Raw genomic sequence first — 14,632 nt, 5'->3', positions numbered from 1 at the left:
AGAACGCAACAACACGGAAAAGACGATTATGACGAACGAAACAGCAACCACCCCCTCCGGCCAGCCGTTGGGCATCAGCCACAAGCCTAGCGCCACCGAAGCCATGTTCACCAAGTTCAAAGCAGAGAACCGCCCGGCATTCATCGGCTACCTGCCTTACGGATTCCCGAATCCGGATGTGTCGCTCGACGCGCTGCGCACGATGGTCGAGCACGGCGTCGACGCGGTGGAAATCGGCCTGCCGTACTCCGACCCGGTGATGGACGGCCCGGTCATCCAAGCGGCTAGCCAGCTGGCATTGAACAATGGCGAAAGCATTAATGGCGTGTTCAAGGCCGTGGAAACCGTGGCCAATGCCGGTGGCGTGCCGCTGGTGATGAGCTACTGGAACCTCGTGTTCCATTACGGCGTGGAACGCTTCGCCCGCGATTTCGAGAACGCGGGTGGCGCGGGCCTGATCACCCCTGATCTCATCCCGGATGAGGCAGGGGAGTGGATCGAAGCCTCCGACCGCCACGGCCTTGACCGCATCTTTCTGGTCTCCCCGGATTCCTCCGATAAACGTCTGGAAATCGTTGCCAAGAACACGCGCGGCTTCGTATACGCTGCCTCCCGCATGGGCGTGACAGGTGAACGCGACACGCTTTCCACCTCGCCTGAACAGCTGGTACAGCGCACCCGCCAGGCCGGTGCCGAAAACGTGTGCGTCGGCATTGGCGTGTCTACCGCCGAACAGGCATCCAAGGTCGGTGCCTATGCCGACGGCGTAATCGTGGGCTCCGCATTGGTGCATACCTTGCTGGCCGATGACAATGTCACCGCCCGTGACACCGCCGAAGGCTTGAAACTCCTGGCTGCAAAAACCGAGGAACTCGCCCAGGGCGTGCGCGACGCTCGCTGACACGGATTATGGCATCGTCATATCAGGCTCATCGGCAGTTCCTTGCCTCACAAATCAGTGTGAGTTTTGCGATCAACAACCCGATGAGCCTGATATGACGGCAATAGATAGGCACTTGTTGCCCCCGCGGCTAGGATGAAAGCATGAATCTGGCATATATCCCTTCGCCGACGTTCTCGAAGTTCGAAATCGGCCCGGTCACTATCCACATGTACGCCGTCTGCATTCTGATCGGCGTGTGCGTTGCCGTATGGATTCTGACCACTCGGTGGAAGCGTTATGGTGGCACTTTCGACCAAGTGCTTGACACCACACTGGTCACCGTGCCTTGCGCGTTGGTTGGAGCACGTCTCTATCACTGCATCACCACGCCAAGCGCCTACTTCCCACCCACTGGAAACCTGGTGAACATCCTCAAGGTGTGGGAAGGTGGCATGGCCATCTTCGGCGGCATTTCAGTGGGTGTACTCGTTGCCTTCCTATGGTGCCGGCACCGTCGCTACCCGTTCGCTATCTTCGCCGACGCCATCGCTCCGGCTTTGCCTGTGGCACAGGCCATCGGACGCCTCGGCAACTGGTTCAACCAGGAACTATACGGCTGGCCCACCAATCTGCCGTGGGGACTGAAGCTGAACGATGCCGATGCGATCGGCAAATCGGAGATCTGCTACAACGGCAGCGAATGCCCGGACTACACGACCACGCTATTCCACCCGACCTTCCTATACGAGATGATCTGGAACCTTATCGGTGCGGCGTTAATCGTGTATCTTGGACACAAGCTTGCCGATCGGCTGAAAGGCGGGCAGCAGTTCGCCATGTACCTGATGTGGTACGGCTTGGGCCGCACTTGGATCGAGAACGTGCGCATCAACTATTCCACCGTGATTCTGGGGCTGCGCACCAACGTGTGGACCGCCATCATCGTGTTCCTGCTCGGCTGCATCCTGTTCGTGGTGCTCTACCGCAGCGGCCCCGATCCCAAGGCTCAGGCTCGCCGGCTTGAATCGGTGACCGCCGACGAACTGGAACGCCAGCGCCTCGAAGAGGAACGCCTTGCAGCTAAGAAAGCTTCTAAGGCCAAGTGACGTAACACAAAACACCAAGTAACTAACTATTCGCCTATAAAGCTGCCTATAGTCCCAAACCAAAGTTAGAGTAGGGAATCATGAAGAAGATTGAAATCGCCCCCAGCATTCTGTCCGCCGACTTCTGCAACCTTGAGCGTGATCTCAAGGCCATCGCCAACGCTGATCTAGTGCACGTTGATGTTATGGATCATCATTTCGTGCCGAACCTGACCTTGGGCGAGCCAATCGTCGGCCGCATCTGCGAGGTTACCGATCTGCCGGTTGACGTGCATTTGATGATTGAGGATCCCGACCGCTGGGCCCCCGAATACGCCAAGCTCGGCGCAGCCTCCGTCTCCTTCCATATGGGTGCCGCACATGCTCCCGTGCGCCTGGCCCGCCAGCTGCACGACATGGGCTGCAAAGCCTGCTTTGCAGTGCGTCCGGCCGAACCGGTCGAACCGATTTTCGACATCCTCGAAGAGTTCGACATGATTCTGATCATGACCGTGGAGCCCGGTTTCGGCGGCCAGAAGTTCCTCGATAACCAGATGGCCAAGGTGCGCCGTCTGCGCGACGAGATCACCCGTCGTGGTCTCAAGACCAAGATCCAGGTTGATGGCGGTGTCAGCCCCAAGACCGCGCACATCGTGGCAGAAGCTGGCGCCGATGTGCTGGTGGCCGGCTCCGCAGTGTACGGTGCCGAAAGCCCCGCACAGGCCATTGACGATATTCGCGCCAAGGCCGAGGCCGCCTACAAGGACTGATAAGTAGGGCGTTCTTTCGCCCGTCAACTTTCCACGCAAACCCCAAGGAAAAACACGCATGAAGACATTTGAATCGCTGTTCGAAGAGCTGTCCGAAAAAGCCAAGACCCGCCCCGAAGGGTCGCTGACCGTGGAGGAGCTCGACAAGGGCACCCACTTCATTGGCAAGAAGATTGTTGAGGAAGCCTCCGAAACGTGGATTGCCGCCGAATATGAAGGCGCGGATCGCACCGCCGAAGAAATGAGCCAGCTGCTCTACCACGTTCAGGTCATGATGATTAAGCACGGCCTGACCCTTGCGGACGTGTACAAGCATCTGTAAGCCGTTATAGGTCGCGTTCACAACACGGGATGCATTACATAACAACGTCGTAAAGAGAAGGAACCATTATGCTCAGAATCGCCGTGCCCAATAAGGGCATGCTCTCCGAACCTGCGTGGAACATGCTGGCTGAAGCCGGATATCGTCTGCGTACCAATCCGCGCCAGCTGGTGGTGGAGGATTCGGACAACGGTATCGAACTGTTCTATCTGCGACCGCTTGATATCGCAGTGTATGTGGGTCGCGGCACCATCGATGTGGGCATCACCGGCCAGGATTTGTTGAAGAACTCCGGCACCGAGGCACTGGAGCATATGCCGCTTGGATTCGGTGCCTCCACCTTCCGTTTTGCAGCTCCCAATGAGTCCTCAATCAGCGAACTCAAAGACATCGACGGCAAGCGCGTGGCCACCTCCTTCGACAAGCTCGTGCACGATTATCTGGTTGAGCGCGGCATCAACGCCGAAACCATCCACCTGGACGGCGCTGTGGAATCCTCCGTGCACTTGGGCGTGGCCGACCTGATCGCCGACGTGGTTTCCACCGGCACCACGTTGCGCAATGCCGGTCTGCGCATCTTCGGCGACCCGATTATGCATTCCGAGGCATGTCTGATCCGCTCTCCGCGTCTTGATCCCAAGGACGAGCGCCTCACGGTGCTGTCGCGCCGTCTGGAAGGCGTGCTCACTGCGCAGCGCTATGTGCTGATGGATTACGATATCCCGATCAGCAAGGTCGCCGCTGCCGTTGCCGTGACCCCTGGCTTCGAAAGCCCCACGATTTCGCCGCTGCACGACAAGCAATGGAATGCTGTGCGCGTTATGGTGCCCAAGGCCAAGGTCAATCAGCTGATGGACGATTTGTATGAAGTCGGTGCGCGAGGCATCATCGTCACCGCGCTTCAGGCTTCGCGCATGTAGGCTTACCCAGTGTTATGACCAACCAGAAGGTAAGCGCGCGATATAGTCCGGAAGCACGGGACATTTATTTCACCGTGCCCAATTTGATTAGCCTACTGAGAATCATTTCGATTCCCTTCATCACGGCGCTGATTGCCCGGCATGAGATGATATGGGCCCTGACACTGATAGCGGTGTCATCCGCCTCTGATGGGGTGGATGGCATCATCGCCCGTAAATTCAACCAGGTGAGCAAAATCGGCCAGATCCTAGACCCCATAGCCGATCGACTGCTGATTTTCTGCTCGATTCTGGCACTTGGCATCGCAGGCATCATCCCTTGGTGGCTGTTGATCGTCGTGGGATTGCGTGATTTGTGGATGGCCATTCAAGTGCTCTGGCTCGCCCAATATGGCTATGGGCCGCTGCCGGTGCATTTTGTCGGTAAAACCGGCACTGCGCTGCTGATGATCGCCATCGTGGGCCTTATCTTCGCGGATATCGGCACTGGAACATTCTTCCATGTGCTGTATCTGGCTGCCCTATCCGCAGGAATCTGGGGCGTTGCCATGTACTGGCTGGCCGGATACATCTACATGCGCCAAGGCATCGGCCTGCTGCGCAAGGAACTGGGGGAGCGGTATGGCGCCTGATATCGCCGTACCGGTTTCTTTCCCCGTCTCCAAGGAGAACGAGCCTGTGCGGCGGCGCGCCGTATTCTCATCATCGGTCGCCTCGCTGCAATCGCATCACGCCCTATCCCCGGACGATAGTGCAGCCATACGTACCCGACGTCGGCGTAAAACCGATGATGATTCTTTGCGCCTTATCGACGATTTGGTTAATCGGCCGATGGATTCGATGTATCACGACTCCCGTCTGGTACGTCCGCACCAGTCAACCATGATGATTTGGGCCACGCGCATCGTCGTATTCCTTATCTGCGTCGGTGTCGGATTCGTGGGATCCCTGTTCGTACAACAGCTGCAATCCGACCCACGCAAACAGGTGCGCCAGACATTGGCCAGCCAGATAGAAACCCGCAATAGTGAGGTCGATCAGCTTACCAGCGACGTCAACGATTTGCAGGCGCAAGTCAACGAACAATCCAAAGCCATTTCAGGCATGGCCGATAACGAGACACTGACGCAAAACAATATGGACAACGGCACGGTGGCGGTGCGCGGCGAAGGCATCATTATGACCTTGGCCGACCCACTTGCCGCATCCCAATCAGATCAATCCGGTAGCACCAGAGTTGGTACCACCAGCGCCATCCGTGTCGTCACCGATCTCGATCTGCAACAACTGGTTTCGCTGATGTTTCAAAACGGCGCGGAAGCTATCGCCATCAATGGCAACAGGCTGGGCGCGCAAACCTCCATACGCAAGGCAGGCGGCCATATTCTTATCGGCATGACTGCCATCCAAAGTCCCTACACTATCGAGGCAATCGGCGACAAGGACACACTGGCCGAGGCGATGGGGGCTACAGCATTGAAAAGCCTTTACGATTCCTACAAGGAAGCCGGCATTTACCCGCAGGTCAGCAAATCCAATTCGATTACACTGAAGGCAGCGGTTACTGGCGAAACACAGTATGCAGAGAGGAACGAATAATGGCAGCCGTGCTTGGACTGATCATAGGCATCGTCGTCGGCGTGTTCATCAAGCCGGACATTCCGGTGGTCGTGCAACCCTATCTGCCGATTATGGTGGTCGCGGCAATCGACGCACTGCTCGGTGCAGCCCGAGCCTACTTCGAACGTAGCTTCTCCGATCGTGTTTTCGTGATCTCCTTCTTCGCCAACGTAATCACCGCCACATTGCTGGTGTTCCTTGGCAACCAGCTTGGCGTCGGCTCCCAGCTGCAAACGGCGGTTATCGTCGTGCTCGGCATCCGCATCTTCTCCAACGTGTCGGCCATCCGACGCTTCATCTTCCGAGGCTGATATGGCACGACGTTCAAAATCGGAGAATATGCTGGACAAACTACACGACCAGCATGCGCAAGACAAAGTCAACGACCGTATGCAAACCAGCTCGTTCCCCATCGTTCGAAAAAAGCCTCGTAAAGATCTGAACCGTACCTCTGACCGATCACGACTGTTGTCTTCGATTCTGATTGCTATTATGTGCGCGCTGCTGGGCTTCGCCTATATGACTCAGATCAACAACACCAAGTCCACGTATGAAACGATGGACGAAAGTGAGCTGGTACGCCTGCTCAATGAGACGGACACCCAGATCAACAGTTTGCAACAAACCAAATCGCAGCTGACCGCACAGTTGAATTCGCTGAAAACCGCAGCCGACGAGCAGGAACAGGCGCAGCGGATCGCCAAGCAGAACGAAGAGACCAGCGGCCTGATCTCCGGCAGGCTTCCAGCCAAGGGGCCGGGTATCACAGTGCGAATCTCCCGGGGTGACACTCCAATCGACGCCGCAATCATCTATAACCTCATCGAGGAACTGCGCAACGCCGGAGCCGAAGTCATCGCCATCAACGATGTGCGCGTCGTCACCCGCACCTATGTGCAGGACTCCGACAAAGGCCTTATCGTCGACGGCACAGCCATCGACACGCCTTATGTGGTGCGCGCCATCGGCAATCCGCAGGAGCTATCCAACGCCGTGGATATCGCCGGGGGAGTAGGTGCCCAGCTTCAGGTCAAATACGGTGCCAATGTGGATGTGGAATCCTCCGACGAGATCGTTATCGACGAAACTCGCGAGGCTGCCAAATATAATTATGCAAAGACGGTAGAATAGCGACTATGACTGATCCGATTCCTTCTGCAGGCGAAACCACCATCATCGGTATGCCTGCCATTAATGTACTGCCCGTTACCTCGACCGGCGATCGTCCGCTTACCCAAGAAGACCTGGACACGATCACCAAATTGTCTGAGGGGACGGCGTTGTTGATTTCCACCAGGGGAGCGGTGTCTGGTTCGCGCTACCTGTTGGACGAAGATGAAATCACCGTTGGTCGTGATCCGCGAGCCGATATTCTGCTAGATGATTCAACCGTATCTCGTCAGCATGCTGTGTTCCGTCGCATCGATGGACAATTCTATGTGGTGGATGCAGGCAGCCTCAATGGCACCTACGTCAACCGTCAGCGTGTTGATCAGGCAAAGCTGAAGAATGGCGATGAGATTATGATCGGCAAGTTCAGGCTGGCGTTTTTCACTAAATCCGCCGTGATTTCCCACTAGCCAGAGCGGCAATCCGAAGCGTTCCATTGGAAGCCGGCTACACTGGAAACAGGCGAAGGCAAGCCAAGATAAGGCAGGGGCAAGGCAATGGCGCTCACGGATTTGCATCTTCATGTACCGCTTGAGGAACGCGATAATCTCAATGGCGGTGCTGTTCAGGGAGAACTGTTCTCCGCCGCCGATTCAGATGAGGCCAGACGTGGCTATCGGGGAACCGTCGCTTCCAAAGTCGCCGGTATCACATACCGGCAATTGGATTATTGGGCGCGTAAGCAGATTGTCGAGCCGTCGATCACTCCATCGCACGGCTCGGGATCTCGTCGCCTGTATTCGTTCAAGGATGTTGTGATTCTTGCCGTCTCCAAGCGCTTGCTGGACGCCGGCGTGAATCTGCAGAATGTGACTGCGGCCATCGGCTTTCTGACGCAGCGAAGCGTCGACCAGCTGGCTGGAGTGACCATCATGTGCGATGGCTTGCATGTGCATGAATGCACTACCAGCGATCAGATGCTTGAGCTGCTGCAAAGTGGCAAAGCAGTATTCGCCGTATCCGTGGGGTCGTTATACCGACAAATCTCCGAACAACTCGAACGTGAGGATTACGTGGATCTTGACCAACATGAGATGGTGACGGCAGGCGGCGCATCGCGACCAATCGATGAAATCACTGCAATGCGGCTGCGTAAAAAGATTGAAGCGCAACGATTAGACCGTCAGACTGCGTAAGTGCGTACGAGGGAAGGAAAGGATAGGGAAGGCGTTTGGGAAGTATGGCAGCGCATACTGACGATGTTATGGAGGGTGTTGGGGATAACCCAAATAACTAATCTGACATAACGTACATTATCGGTTTTTTAAGGCTTGGCATTGTTGAGCTTCTCATCCATTTGGGATTCCATGGCATTGCGCGCCTGCATATACATAACAGCAACTTCGCCAAGCACCAAAACAATAACAAGAATCGCCGCCGGTAATGCTTGCGCTTCGTAGAAACGTCGTGCGCGAGCATCCATGAGGTCGGCAACCAAGGCATATACGGGAAATGGCAATATCGCCATAACAAACGATGCCACATGCATAAACACCATTGTCCATGCCACAGGCTTCACCGGTGGACGCTTGGAACGGCGCGTGAACACATGTCCGGTTTGGATGGTGATGCCGATAATCAGCACCGCCCAGAATATGGCCACCAGCCATAACAACGCAGGCACCAGTGCAATCACAGGACGTGCCTCCCCTAAAAAACTCATTACAGCATTTACGTTATGTCAAAAAAGCGTTGGCCGCCATCACAAATCATGATGGCGGCCAACAATTATTGCCTTTTATTTGGCGAAATACCGGTTGACGGCTTCCTCAATCTGATCAGGCGTCTCAATAATCTCATATACGCCGTGCTCTTCCATTTCGCCGGCAGGGGCATACCCCCAGCGGCATCCAATGGTGTCCACGCCGCAGGCGCGTGCACCTTCGATATCGGTGTAGCGATCGCCAATCATCAGGGCCTTATCCCCCGCCGCCGGATCAAAGCCGATGGACTCGAAGCAGTATCGAATCACCTGATCCTTGTCCAGACGGGAATTGTCGGTGGATGCACCATAAATGCCATCAAGCAATTCGGTCAGATGGAAATGCTCACAGATCGGCAGACACTGATATTCGGGCTTGCAGCTAGCCAGTGCCAAATAATATCCGTCATTGCGCAAGGCCACCAGCTGTTCGCGGATGCCGGGGAACACAACATTGACCAAGCGGCCCGGAACCTTGGCACTCGGCTCGTTCGGATCGTCGAATACAGCCTTATCCGCATAGTAGCTGCGATAAATGGCAATGGCATGCTCGAGTTGATCCTCGGGCACATGATTGCGGCGCAACGATTCGATGATTGCTGGGCCAATAAAGCGGCGCAATTCGGCATCATCGGGCACCGGGCGGCCAAGTTCTTCAAAGGTTTTGATTACCGAGGCGATAATGCCGCCGTCGGACTTGGTCAGCGTGCCATCCAAATCCAGCAGAACCACGTTCGTTGGATGATTCATATCCGCCACTCCCCTGTCGTATTGAATAACAGTCTTGTCGAATACCCGTCAACAATCACTCGTAGTCCGGAATCCAACCGTCGCGATGCATTTGAAGCCTTTTCTCCAGCAGCGTGGCCAATTCCTCTTCGCTGCGGCGCTCCAGTAGCATATCCCAGTGGGTACGGGTGGGCTTGCTGATCTCGTCGGGGTCACGGTCGCCGTCGCCCTCAACATGAGCCGTGGCGCCGCAACGGCACTCCCATTCCTCGGGAACTTCAGCACCTTCGGCGAACGGCAAAATGGTGCGGTGTCCCTTCGGGCACACATACGCCACATCATTCCTGGCGGCGAAATCCACGTTGTCGTCGGATTCCAACGATTTCGCGCCAATGCTCATGCCCCTGAGGCTGCGTTCTGCCATAATGGCGTCCTCCTTGCAGTGAATCTAACCTAACAACAATACGTAACAGTTCGGACTAGCCGGTTATTCCACACCTGAATAAGCCACAATGCCGCGATTGACCAGATCGGCAGCTTTGCGGGCGGTATCGGCCAACTTATCCGCTCCATCACAAGGCAGCGGATCGGCCACGGCAATCTGCTGCAATACATCCGATAGACGTTTGGCGGTGCGTACGAAATCGCCGCCGGTCATATCCGTGCCGTACAGGCACGAGGCCAACGAGCCACCATCCGCCCATTCATAGATGATGTCCACAATGCCGAAATCAGGCTGCGCAGGCTCGTCCAATCCATGGTCTTCGCACAGCATACCGATATTGGCGCATACGCCCTGAAGCTTGGAACAGGCGATGGCAACAGGCCCGGAAATACCTCCTGGATAATGCCTCGGCTCCCCCTGCGATCCTCGTCGAGACTCATACACCAAGCCAGACACCACAGCGGCAAGACCACGCGCATCCAGCTTGCTGAATACGCCTCCAAGCAACGCCTCGCATAATTCCAAATCATGTTCGCTGTAAATACGCCTAAGCAACCGCCCCTTGTCGCTGAGCGTCATATCGACACGGTTGCTGTTTTCATGGCGCTCAAGATAGCCGAGTCCGCCGAGAATATCACAGATGCGGTCGAACTGGCGAGCCACGGAACCGGTGCGGGAATGATAACGTTCGGTTACCCGATTCAGTTCACGCATTTCGCGAGCCCAACGATGCCCCCACTTGAGATGCTGCTGCAGATCTGGGCAGTTGCGGCACGGATGCTGTTGCTCGGCTTTGCGCAGCTGCTTGATGCGCGCCTCAAGATCCGCCCAAGCAGCCGCGCGATCCTGTTCGCTGAAGAACAACTCACGCTTGAGTTTGCGCCGGCCATCCTTCTCGATGTCGCTTAAGGCCATGCGAATGCTCATGAAATCCTTGAAGTCGCCATGGCCGCATTGAAACGCCTGTTCGTAGCCGTCAAGCGCCTCGCGCAGCGTCGTCATCTGCGATTCCAGCTGCCAAGCCGATTCGTTAGCCTCCCATTGGGCGAAGGATTGATCCAAGGTGATGCGTGCGGTCTCATAATCGCTGGCATTGAGCAGATTCACCGCCATGTTGAAGGTCGGACGGAAGCTGGAATGCAGCGGGTACACGCGCTTGGATGACAAGGCTGCCGCAGTGGCAGGCACAAAGCCATGATGATCCACCACAATCGCATGCCCGATAGTGTCGATGCCTCGGCGGCCCGCACGGCCGGTGAGCTGGGTGAATTCGCCGGGAGTAAGCCCCACATGGCCCGTACCGTCGAATTTCTCCAGCTTTTCGACCACCACACAGCGTGCCGGCATATTGATGCCCAGCGCCAGTGTTTCGGTGGCGAACACCATTTTCACCAGACCTTCTTCGAACAAACGTTCGACAATCTGGCGGAACAGGGCAATCATGCCTGCATGGTGTGAGGCGAAGCCTTCTTCAAGCGCAAAACGGAACTGGGAGAAGTGCAGGGCTTTGAGATCTTCTTGGGTCAGTTGCCCATCCACCATCTCGTCAACAATGCGACGGATGCGCACCACTTCTTTATCGCTGGTAAGCTCCAATCCGGCATTGATGCACTGTTCAACGGCCTGATCGCAGCCGTTGCGCGAAAAGATGAAATAAATGCCGGGCAGCATTCCCAGAAAATTGAGTTCGTCGACCACCGCCCATCGACGCGGCGTATGGCGTTCGGGTTTTGGTGCCCGATCGCGTGGGCCCTTGCCTGCCTTGCGTTTATTCGGTCGTTGCTCCGCGCGCCTGCGCTCGGCACGACGATCGAATTGGTCAAGACGGTTGATCAGTTCGGCATTGAGTTTCGTAGTCTGCTCACCATTGCCGTCACGGCGGTAGAGATCCAAGACTTCAGGCTCGGTATGCTCATCAGCCTGAACGATGACATGCTGTTCCAATGGCACCGGGCGATGCTCACTGATAACCAGCTTGGTGTCGCCCCTCACCGAGGCGATCCATTTGGAGAAATCCTCCACGTTCGAGACTGTGGCCGACAATCCCACGATGAGAACCGTGCGCGGCAGGTGAATAATCACCTCTTCCCACACAGGCCCACGGAACCGGTCGGCAAGATAATGCACTTCGTCGAGAATCACATATTGCAAGGCGGTGAGTGTAGTGGAACGCTCATAGAGCATATTGCGCAGCACTTCGGTGGTCATCACCACAATGTCGGCCTCGGAGTTGATTGAAGTATCGCCAGTGAGTAGGCCCACACGATCGGCACCATACACCTCAACCAGATCGTGGTATTTCTGATTGCTCAGCGCTTTGATCGGCGTGGTGTAAAAAGCTTTGACATTACGCTGCTGCGCCAGATAAATTGCAAAATCGGCCACAACCGTTTTGCCCGCACCCGTCGGCGCGGCGACCAGCACATTGTTGCCTTCCTCCAGCGCATCATTGGCCTCCGACTGGAAATCATCAAGATCGAAAGGCAACGAATCCGCGAAGCGTTGTGCGATTGATGCGCGATGCGCCTTGACTTTTTGGAATGAAGCATAACGCTGTGCGGGGGTGAGTTCGCGAGCAGCGTTATCAGAGGTATTGCGGTGATGGTGACGTGCCATGATGCTTTCAGTTAGTCGTTAAATCGCTTCCATTTAGCCCAAGCCTGTGCATGACGATTGCGTGTGGCGGCTTTGGCCCGATATACCTCGGCATGGGCGTCCGCATACCGTTCCTGAGCCACCTGCAGGGGCTGAGTAAACAGCGGCGGCTCAGATGGTTGCTCCATCTGCTGCACGGCTCCCAATTCAGCAAGACGTTTGCCAATCCTGTCGCCAATATGCTGCACATCCTTGGCTGCGCAAATTCCACGCCAAACAACGAATGCCAAACCTGCGACGATCATAACCAGCATGAACAATGCCAGTATCAACCAAATCCACCAAGGCATGTGCAACTCCCCCGACTACTTACTTATCCGCACTGATGGACAGCTCGCGTTCGGCACGAGCCACAATCATCGTGCGCAGGGTTTCAGGGGCCACAGCGGTGATATGACGAGCGTGTGCGATACAGAACGCCACAAACCAGGAATCCGAGGACACAATCAGATGTACCTTCTCTCCCGCTCCACACGGTTCAATGGTGGCACCAGGCAGTGCCTTGACGAAGGGCAGATCATGCTGATCGGTGATGAACACCGCTTCAGTGCCGTTGTCGAAGCTCCACTTACGCAATTCGCCAACCGGCATGTTCGGCACATCAACCGGACCAATCGGCTTGACAATCTCCGCCTTCTCGATGCGGGCCAGGCGAAGTACCTGCCATGTGCGCGGCTTGCCATTCGCCTTGTCAATGGTTTTGTCCTTAGAGACATATGCCTGCTTGTCTTCGGGGGCAGCGTCACCAATATCCGTGTACAAAGCCGCGTAATACACGCCTTCGTCGATATAAATCTTGGCAGGTGCCACCAGCCTGCGGCGCAAGCGGCCGGCACCATCCGTGTATTGCATATCCAACAGAGACGAGGTGTTGATCGCACGCTTGACCACAGAGAAGCTGCGCGGTTCCATTTCGTATCCGGTCAGGCTCAGCCAAGGCGTTTGACCGGGAGTGACGTGCTTGCGCAGGCGCTCATACAATGACTGTGCCTGACTGCGCTGCTCGTCGGGCAGCAGCGGAGAATGCGCCAGATAGCTAACCGAGGCGGTCAGCATGCTCAGGTACTGCGGGGAGATGCCAGCCAAGCGTTCCAGACCAAGCGAATTGGTTGCGGAGACAATGCCTTCCGCATCCAGCAGCGGCCAATCGATATCGAAGAATTGGCTACCGGCCATTTCACCATCATCGGACACCGTGGTCAGCGTATTGATGTCCTTGTGGATGATGTTGACGAACTTGCGTAGCTCATCATCGCTTTTAGTCTTGCCAATGAAACGCTCAGCCAATTCGGCCATCGAGAATTCCTCGCCAAGATGTGCGGAAAGGAACAACATCAGGCGCAAACGACGGTCGACTTCGCTGCCGGTTTGGAACGCGGATCCGTTCTTCTTATTCTGTGCCTTGATCGATTCGGGATCCCCTGGCTCGCTGACCTCAGCGGCAGATGCCGAAGCATCCGCATCCATGCCCTGACCGTTTGACTTGTTGGCCAAGACAAACGCTTTGGCCGCGTTCAAGCGACGATGATAGGCGTCAACGGCTTCTTGGGGACTGACAATGGTGGCGCCCGGATGATCAAGCACGAACATGGCCAAATCGTCGGAATCAGTGTAGGCGACATTGAGATGTTCGCCATCCACATCAACAGTTGCGGCGAAACGACGCGAATCAATAACCTTAACCAGCGTGTCCGGAATGGGCTGAGTGCCAAGACCTGGCGCGATGGAATCAAGACCCAAACCGGGAATCGGCGTTTGCGGCACACGTGGTGTGGTACGTGAGGCATGCTGCGTAACCTGCGGTTCCGGTTCCGATGAGATGGACATCGAGCGCGCCAGATAGTTGGCAGCTGCCAGCACCGGCATATCCTCCGGTTCGAACATCAGGCGGATGCGTGGCTCATCGCCCAATTGCAGGCGGTATGAGGCGAAATCCTGCCCCTCCGATTTGGATGAATACTCAGGTTGCCTTGACTCGATGGCGATGCCCATGGCCGCCAACTTGGCACGGTCGCGCTGGAACTGCTTGGCGAATGCGGCCTTGGCTGCCTGATCGGCCAACTCCCCATAGGAGTCCGCATAGGCCTTCACTCGCTGCGCAATCTGCCGGGAGGTGAGCCATTGCGGGAAGGCGGATGACAATACGGCCAGCACATCCAGCTCGTGCTTGCCCCACTTGTCGGAAAAACGCCGACGTCCGCTTGTGCCCTCTGCCATTAGTCCTCACGTCTCGTTAATGTTTCGTTATAAGTGTGCATGAGGTTATCTCACACTTCACTCTATATTAGAGGGTTTTTGAGCGCATGGGTGCCATTTCGCGAAAAAAGTCGT

General features: G+C 56.0%; 17 protein-coding genes. 11 read left to right on the top strand and 6 right to left on the bottom strand.

What is annotated here, in order from left to right; all coding sequences use genetic code 11:
• Positions 1 to 28 precede the first annotated feature (28 nt).
• From trpA to G1C95_RS02270, 11 genes are all read left to right on the top strand, one after another.
• On the top strand, positions 29 to 901 hold the full coding sequence (gene trpA, locus G1C95_RS02320; RefSeq protein ID WP_169171305.1) for a tryptophan synthase subunit alpha: 873 nt from the start codon (positions 29 to 31) through the stop codon (positions 899 to 901).
• A 143-nt stretch (positions 902 to 1,044) separates the two neighbouring features.
• A complete protein-coding gene (gene lgt / locus G1C95_RS02315) occupies positions 1,045 to 1,989 on the top strand; it encodes a prolipoprotein diacylglyceryl transferase (RefSeq protein ID WP_169171304.1) in 945 nt (314 codons plus the stop codon).
• Between the two features lie 80 nt (positions 1,990 to 2,069).
• Entirely contained in the window at positions 2,070 to 2,738 is a 669-nt protein-coding gene (gene rpe, locus G1C95_RS02310) for a ribulose-phosphate 3-epimerase (RefSeq protein ID WP_169171303.1), read from the top strand.
• A gap of 58 nt (positions 2,739 to 2,796) precedes the next feature.
• Entirely contained in the window at positions 2,797 to 3,060 is a 264-nt protein-coding gene (locus G1C95_RS02305; RefSeq protein ID WP_169171302.1) for a phosphoribosyl-ATP diphosphatase, read from the top strand.
• 68 nt (positions 3,061 to 3,128) lie between these two features.
• On the top strand, positions 3,129 to 3,980 hold the full coding sequence (gene hisG, locus G1C95_RS02300; RefSeq protein WP_169171301.1) for an ATP phosphoribosyltransferase: 852 nt from the start codon (positions 3,129 to 3,131) through the stop codon (positions 3,978 to 3,980).
• Positions 3,981 to 3,994: 14 nt separating this feature from the next.
• Positions 3,995 to 4,612, top strand: coding sequence for a CDP-alcohol phosphatidyltransferase family protein (locus G1C95_RS02295; protein ID WP_169171300.1), 618 nt, complete (start codon positions 3,995 to 3,997; stop codon positions 4,610 to 4,612).
• Positions 4,602 to 5,579: a DUF881 domain-containing protein gene (locus G1C95_RS02290; RefSeq protein ID WP_169171299.1), complete on the top strand. Its 978-nt coding sequence runs from the start codon at positions 4,602 to 4,604 to the stop codon at positions 5,577 to 5,579. The genes G1C95_RS02295 and G1C95_RS02290 overlap by 11 nt, the downstream gene beginning before the upstream one ends.
• On the top strand, positions 5,579 to 5,911 hold the full coding sequence (locus tag G1C95_RS02285; RefSeq protein ID WP_169171298.1) for a small basic family protein: 333 nt from the start codon (positions 5,579 to 5,581) through the stop codon (positions 5,909 to 5,911). Before G1C95_RS02290 ends, G1C95_RS02285 begins: the two co-directional genes overlap by 1 nt.
• 1 nt (position 5,912) lies before the next feature.
• Positions 5,913 to 6,731 carry a DUF881 domain-containing protein gene (locus G1C95_RS02280; protein WP_169171297.1) on the top strand — a complete coding sequence of 273 codons (819 nt, stop codon included), beginning with the start codon at positions 5,913 to 5,915 and terminating at the stop codon, positions 6,729 to 6,731.
• A gap of 5 nt (positions 6,732 to 6,736) precedes the next feature.
• Entirely contained in the window at positions 6,737 to 7,180 is a 444-nt protein-coding gene (locus tag G1C95_RS02275) for an FHA domain-containing protein (RefSeq protein WP_169171296.1), read from the top strand.
• An 87-nt stretch (positions 7,181 to 7,267) separates the two neighbouring features.
• Complete coding sequence (locus tag G1C95_RS02270; RefSeq protein WP_169171295.1) at positions 7,268 to 7,906, top strand: MerR family transcriptional regulator; 639 nt, start codon at positions 7,268 to 7,270, stop codon at positions 7,904 to 7,906.
• A 128-nt stretch (positions 7,907 to 8,034) separates the two neighbouring features.
• On the opposite strand, the gene G1C95_RS02265 is transcribed toward G1C95_RS02270, so the two are convergent.
• From G1C95_RS02265 to G1C95_RS02240, 6 genes are all read right to left on the bottom strand, one after another.
• Positions 8,035 to 8,433, bottom strand: coding sequence for a hypothetical protein (locus G1C95_RS02265; protein WP_169171294.1), 399 nt, complete (start codon positions 8,431 to 8,433; stop codon positions 8,035 to 8,037).
• 75 nt (positions 8,434 to 8,508) lie between these two features.
• Positions 8,509 to 9,222, bottom strand: a complete 714-nt coding sequence (locus tag G1C95_RS02260) for an HAD hydrolase-like protein (protein ID WP_169171293.1) — start codon at positions 9,220 to 9,222, stop codon at positions 8,509 to 8,511.
• 55 nt (positions 9,223 to 9,277) lie between these two features.
• A complete protein-coding gene (locus G1C95_RS02255; protein ID WP_169171292.1) occupies positions 9,278 to 9,625 on the bottom strand; it encodes an RNA polymerase-binding protein RbpA in 348 nt (115 codons plus the stop codon).
• Between the two features lie 63 nt (positions 9,626 to 9,688).
• The gene (locus tag G1C95_RS02250) at positions 9,689 to 12,262 is read right to left on the bottom strand and encodes a DEAD/DEAH box helicase (protein WP_169171291.1); all 2,574 of its coding nucleotides are present in this window, start codon (positions 12,260 to 12,262) and stop codon (positions 9,689 to 9,691) included.
• An 11-nt stretch (positions 12,263 to 12,273) separates the two neighbouring features.
• Positions 12,274 to 12,591 carry a hypothetical protein gene (locus tag G1C95_RS02245; RefSeq protein WP_169171290.1) on the bottom strand — a complete coding sequence of 106 codons (318 nt, stop codon included), beginning with the start codon at positions 12,589 to 12,591 and terminating at the stop codon, positions 12,274 to 12,276.
• A 19-nt stretch (positions 12,592 to 12,610) separates the two neighbouring features.
• Positions 12,611 to 14,518: a helix-turn-helix transcriptional regulator gene (locus G1C95_RS02240; protein WP_169171289.1), complete on the bottom strand. Its 1,908-nt coding sequence runs from the start codon at positions 14,516 to 14,518 to the stop codon at positions 12,611 to 12,613.
• Positions 14,519 to 14,632: the final 114 nt, after the last annotated feature.

It is taken from the genome of Bifidobacterium oedipodis, from assembly GCF_012932425.1.
GTDB lineage: Bacteria > Actinomycetota > Actinomycetes > Actinomycetales > Bifidobacteriaceae > Bifidobacterium > Bifidobacterium oedipodis.
The sequence above is the reverse complement of the archived record's forward strand: the minus strand, read 5'-3'. Positions and strand labels throughout refer to the sequence as shown.

Coding starts and splice junctions, on each gene's coding strand:
- trpA (WP_169171305.1), top strand. CDS start 29: ATGACGAACGAAACAGCAACCACCCCCTCCGGCCAGCCGTTGGGCATC.
- lgt (WP_169171304.1), top strand. CDS start 1,045: ATGAATCTGGCATATATCCCTTCGCCGACGTTCTCGAAGTTCGAAATC.
- rpe (WP_169171303.1), top strand. CDS start 2,070: ATGAAGAAGATTGAAATCGCCCCCAGCATTCTGTCCGCCGACTTCTGC.
- G1C95_RS02305 (WP_169171302.1), top strand. CDS start 2,797: ATGAAGACATTTGAATCGCTGTTCGAAGAGCTGTCCGAAAAAGCCAAG.
- hisG (WP_169171301.1), top strand. CDS start 3,129: ATGCTCAGAATCGCCGTGCCCAATAAGGGCATGCTCTCCGAACCTGCG.
- G1C95_RS02295 (WP_169171300.1), top strand. CDS start 3,995: ATGACCAACCAGAAGGTAAGCGCGCGATATAGTCCGGAAGCACGGGAC.
- G1C95_RS02290 (WP_169171299.1), top strand. CDS start 4,602: ATGGCGCCTGATATCGCCGTACCGGTTTCTTTCCCCGTCTCCAAGGAG.
- G1C95_RS02285 (WP_169171298.1), top strand. CDS start 5,579: ATGGCAGCCGTGCTTGGACTGATCATAGGCATCGTCGTCGGCGTGTTC.
- G1C95_RS02280 (WP_169171297.1), top strand. CDS start 5,913: ATGGCACGACGTTCAAAATCGGAGAATATGCTGGACAAACTACACGAC.
- G1C95_RS02275 (WP_169171296.1), top strand. CDS start 6,737: ATGACTGATCCGATTCCTTCTGCAGGCGAAACCACCATCATCGGTATG.
- G1C95_RS02270 (WP_169171295.1), top strand. CDS start 7,268: ATGGCGCTCACGGATTTGCATCTTCATGTACCGCTTGAGGAACGCGAT.
- G1C95_RS02265 (WP_169171294.1), bottom strand. CDS start 8,433: ATGAGTTTTTTAGGGGAGGCACGTCCTGTGATTGCACTGGTGCCTGCG.
- G1C95_RS02260 (WP_169171293.1), bottom strand. CDS start 9,222: ATGAATCATCCAACGAACGTGGTTCTGCTGGATTTGGATGGCACGCTG.
- G1C95_RS02255 (WP_169171292.1), bottom strand. CDS start 9,625: ATGGCAGAACGCAGCCTCAGGGGCATGAGCATTGGCGCGAAATCGTTG.
- G1C95_RS02250 (WP_169171291.1), bottom strand. CDS start 12,262: ATGGCACGTCACCATCACCGCAATACCTCTGATAACGCTGCTCGCGAA.
- G1C95_RS02245 (WP_169171290.1), bottom strand. CDS start 12,591: ATGCCTTGGTGGATTTGGTTGATACTGGCATTGTTCATGCTGGTTATG.
- G1C95_RS02240 (WP_169171289.1), bottom strand. CDS start 14,518: ATGGCAGAGGGCACAAGCGGACGTCGGCGTTTTTCCGACAAGTGGGGC.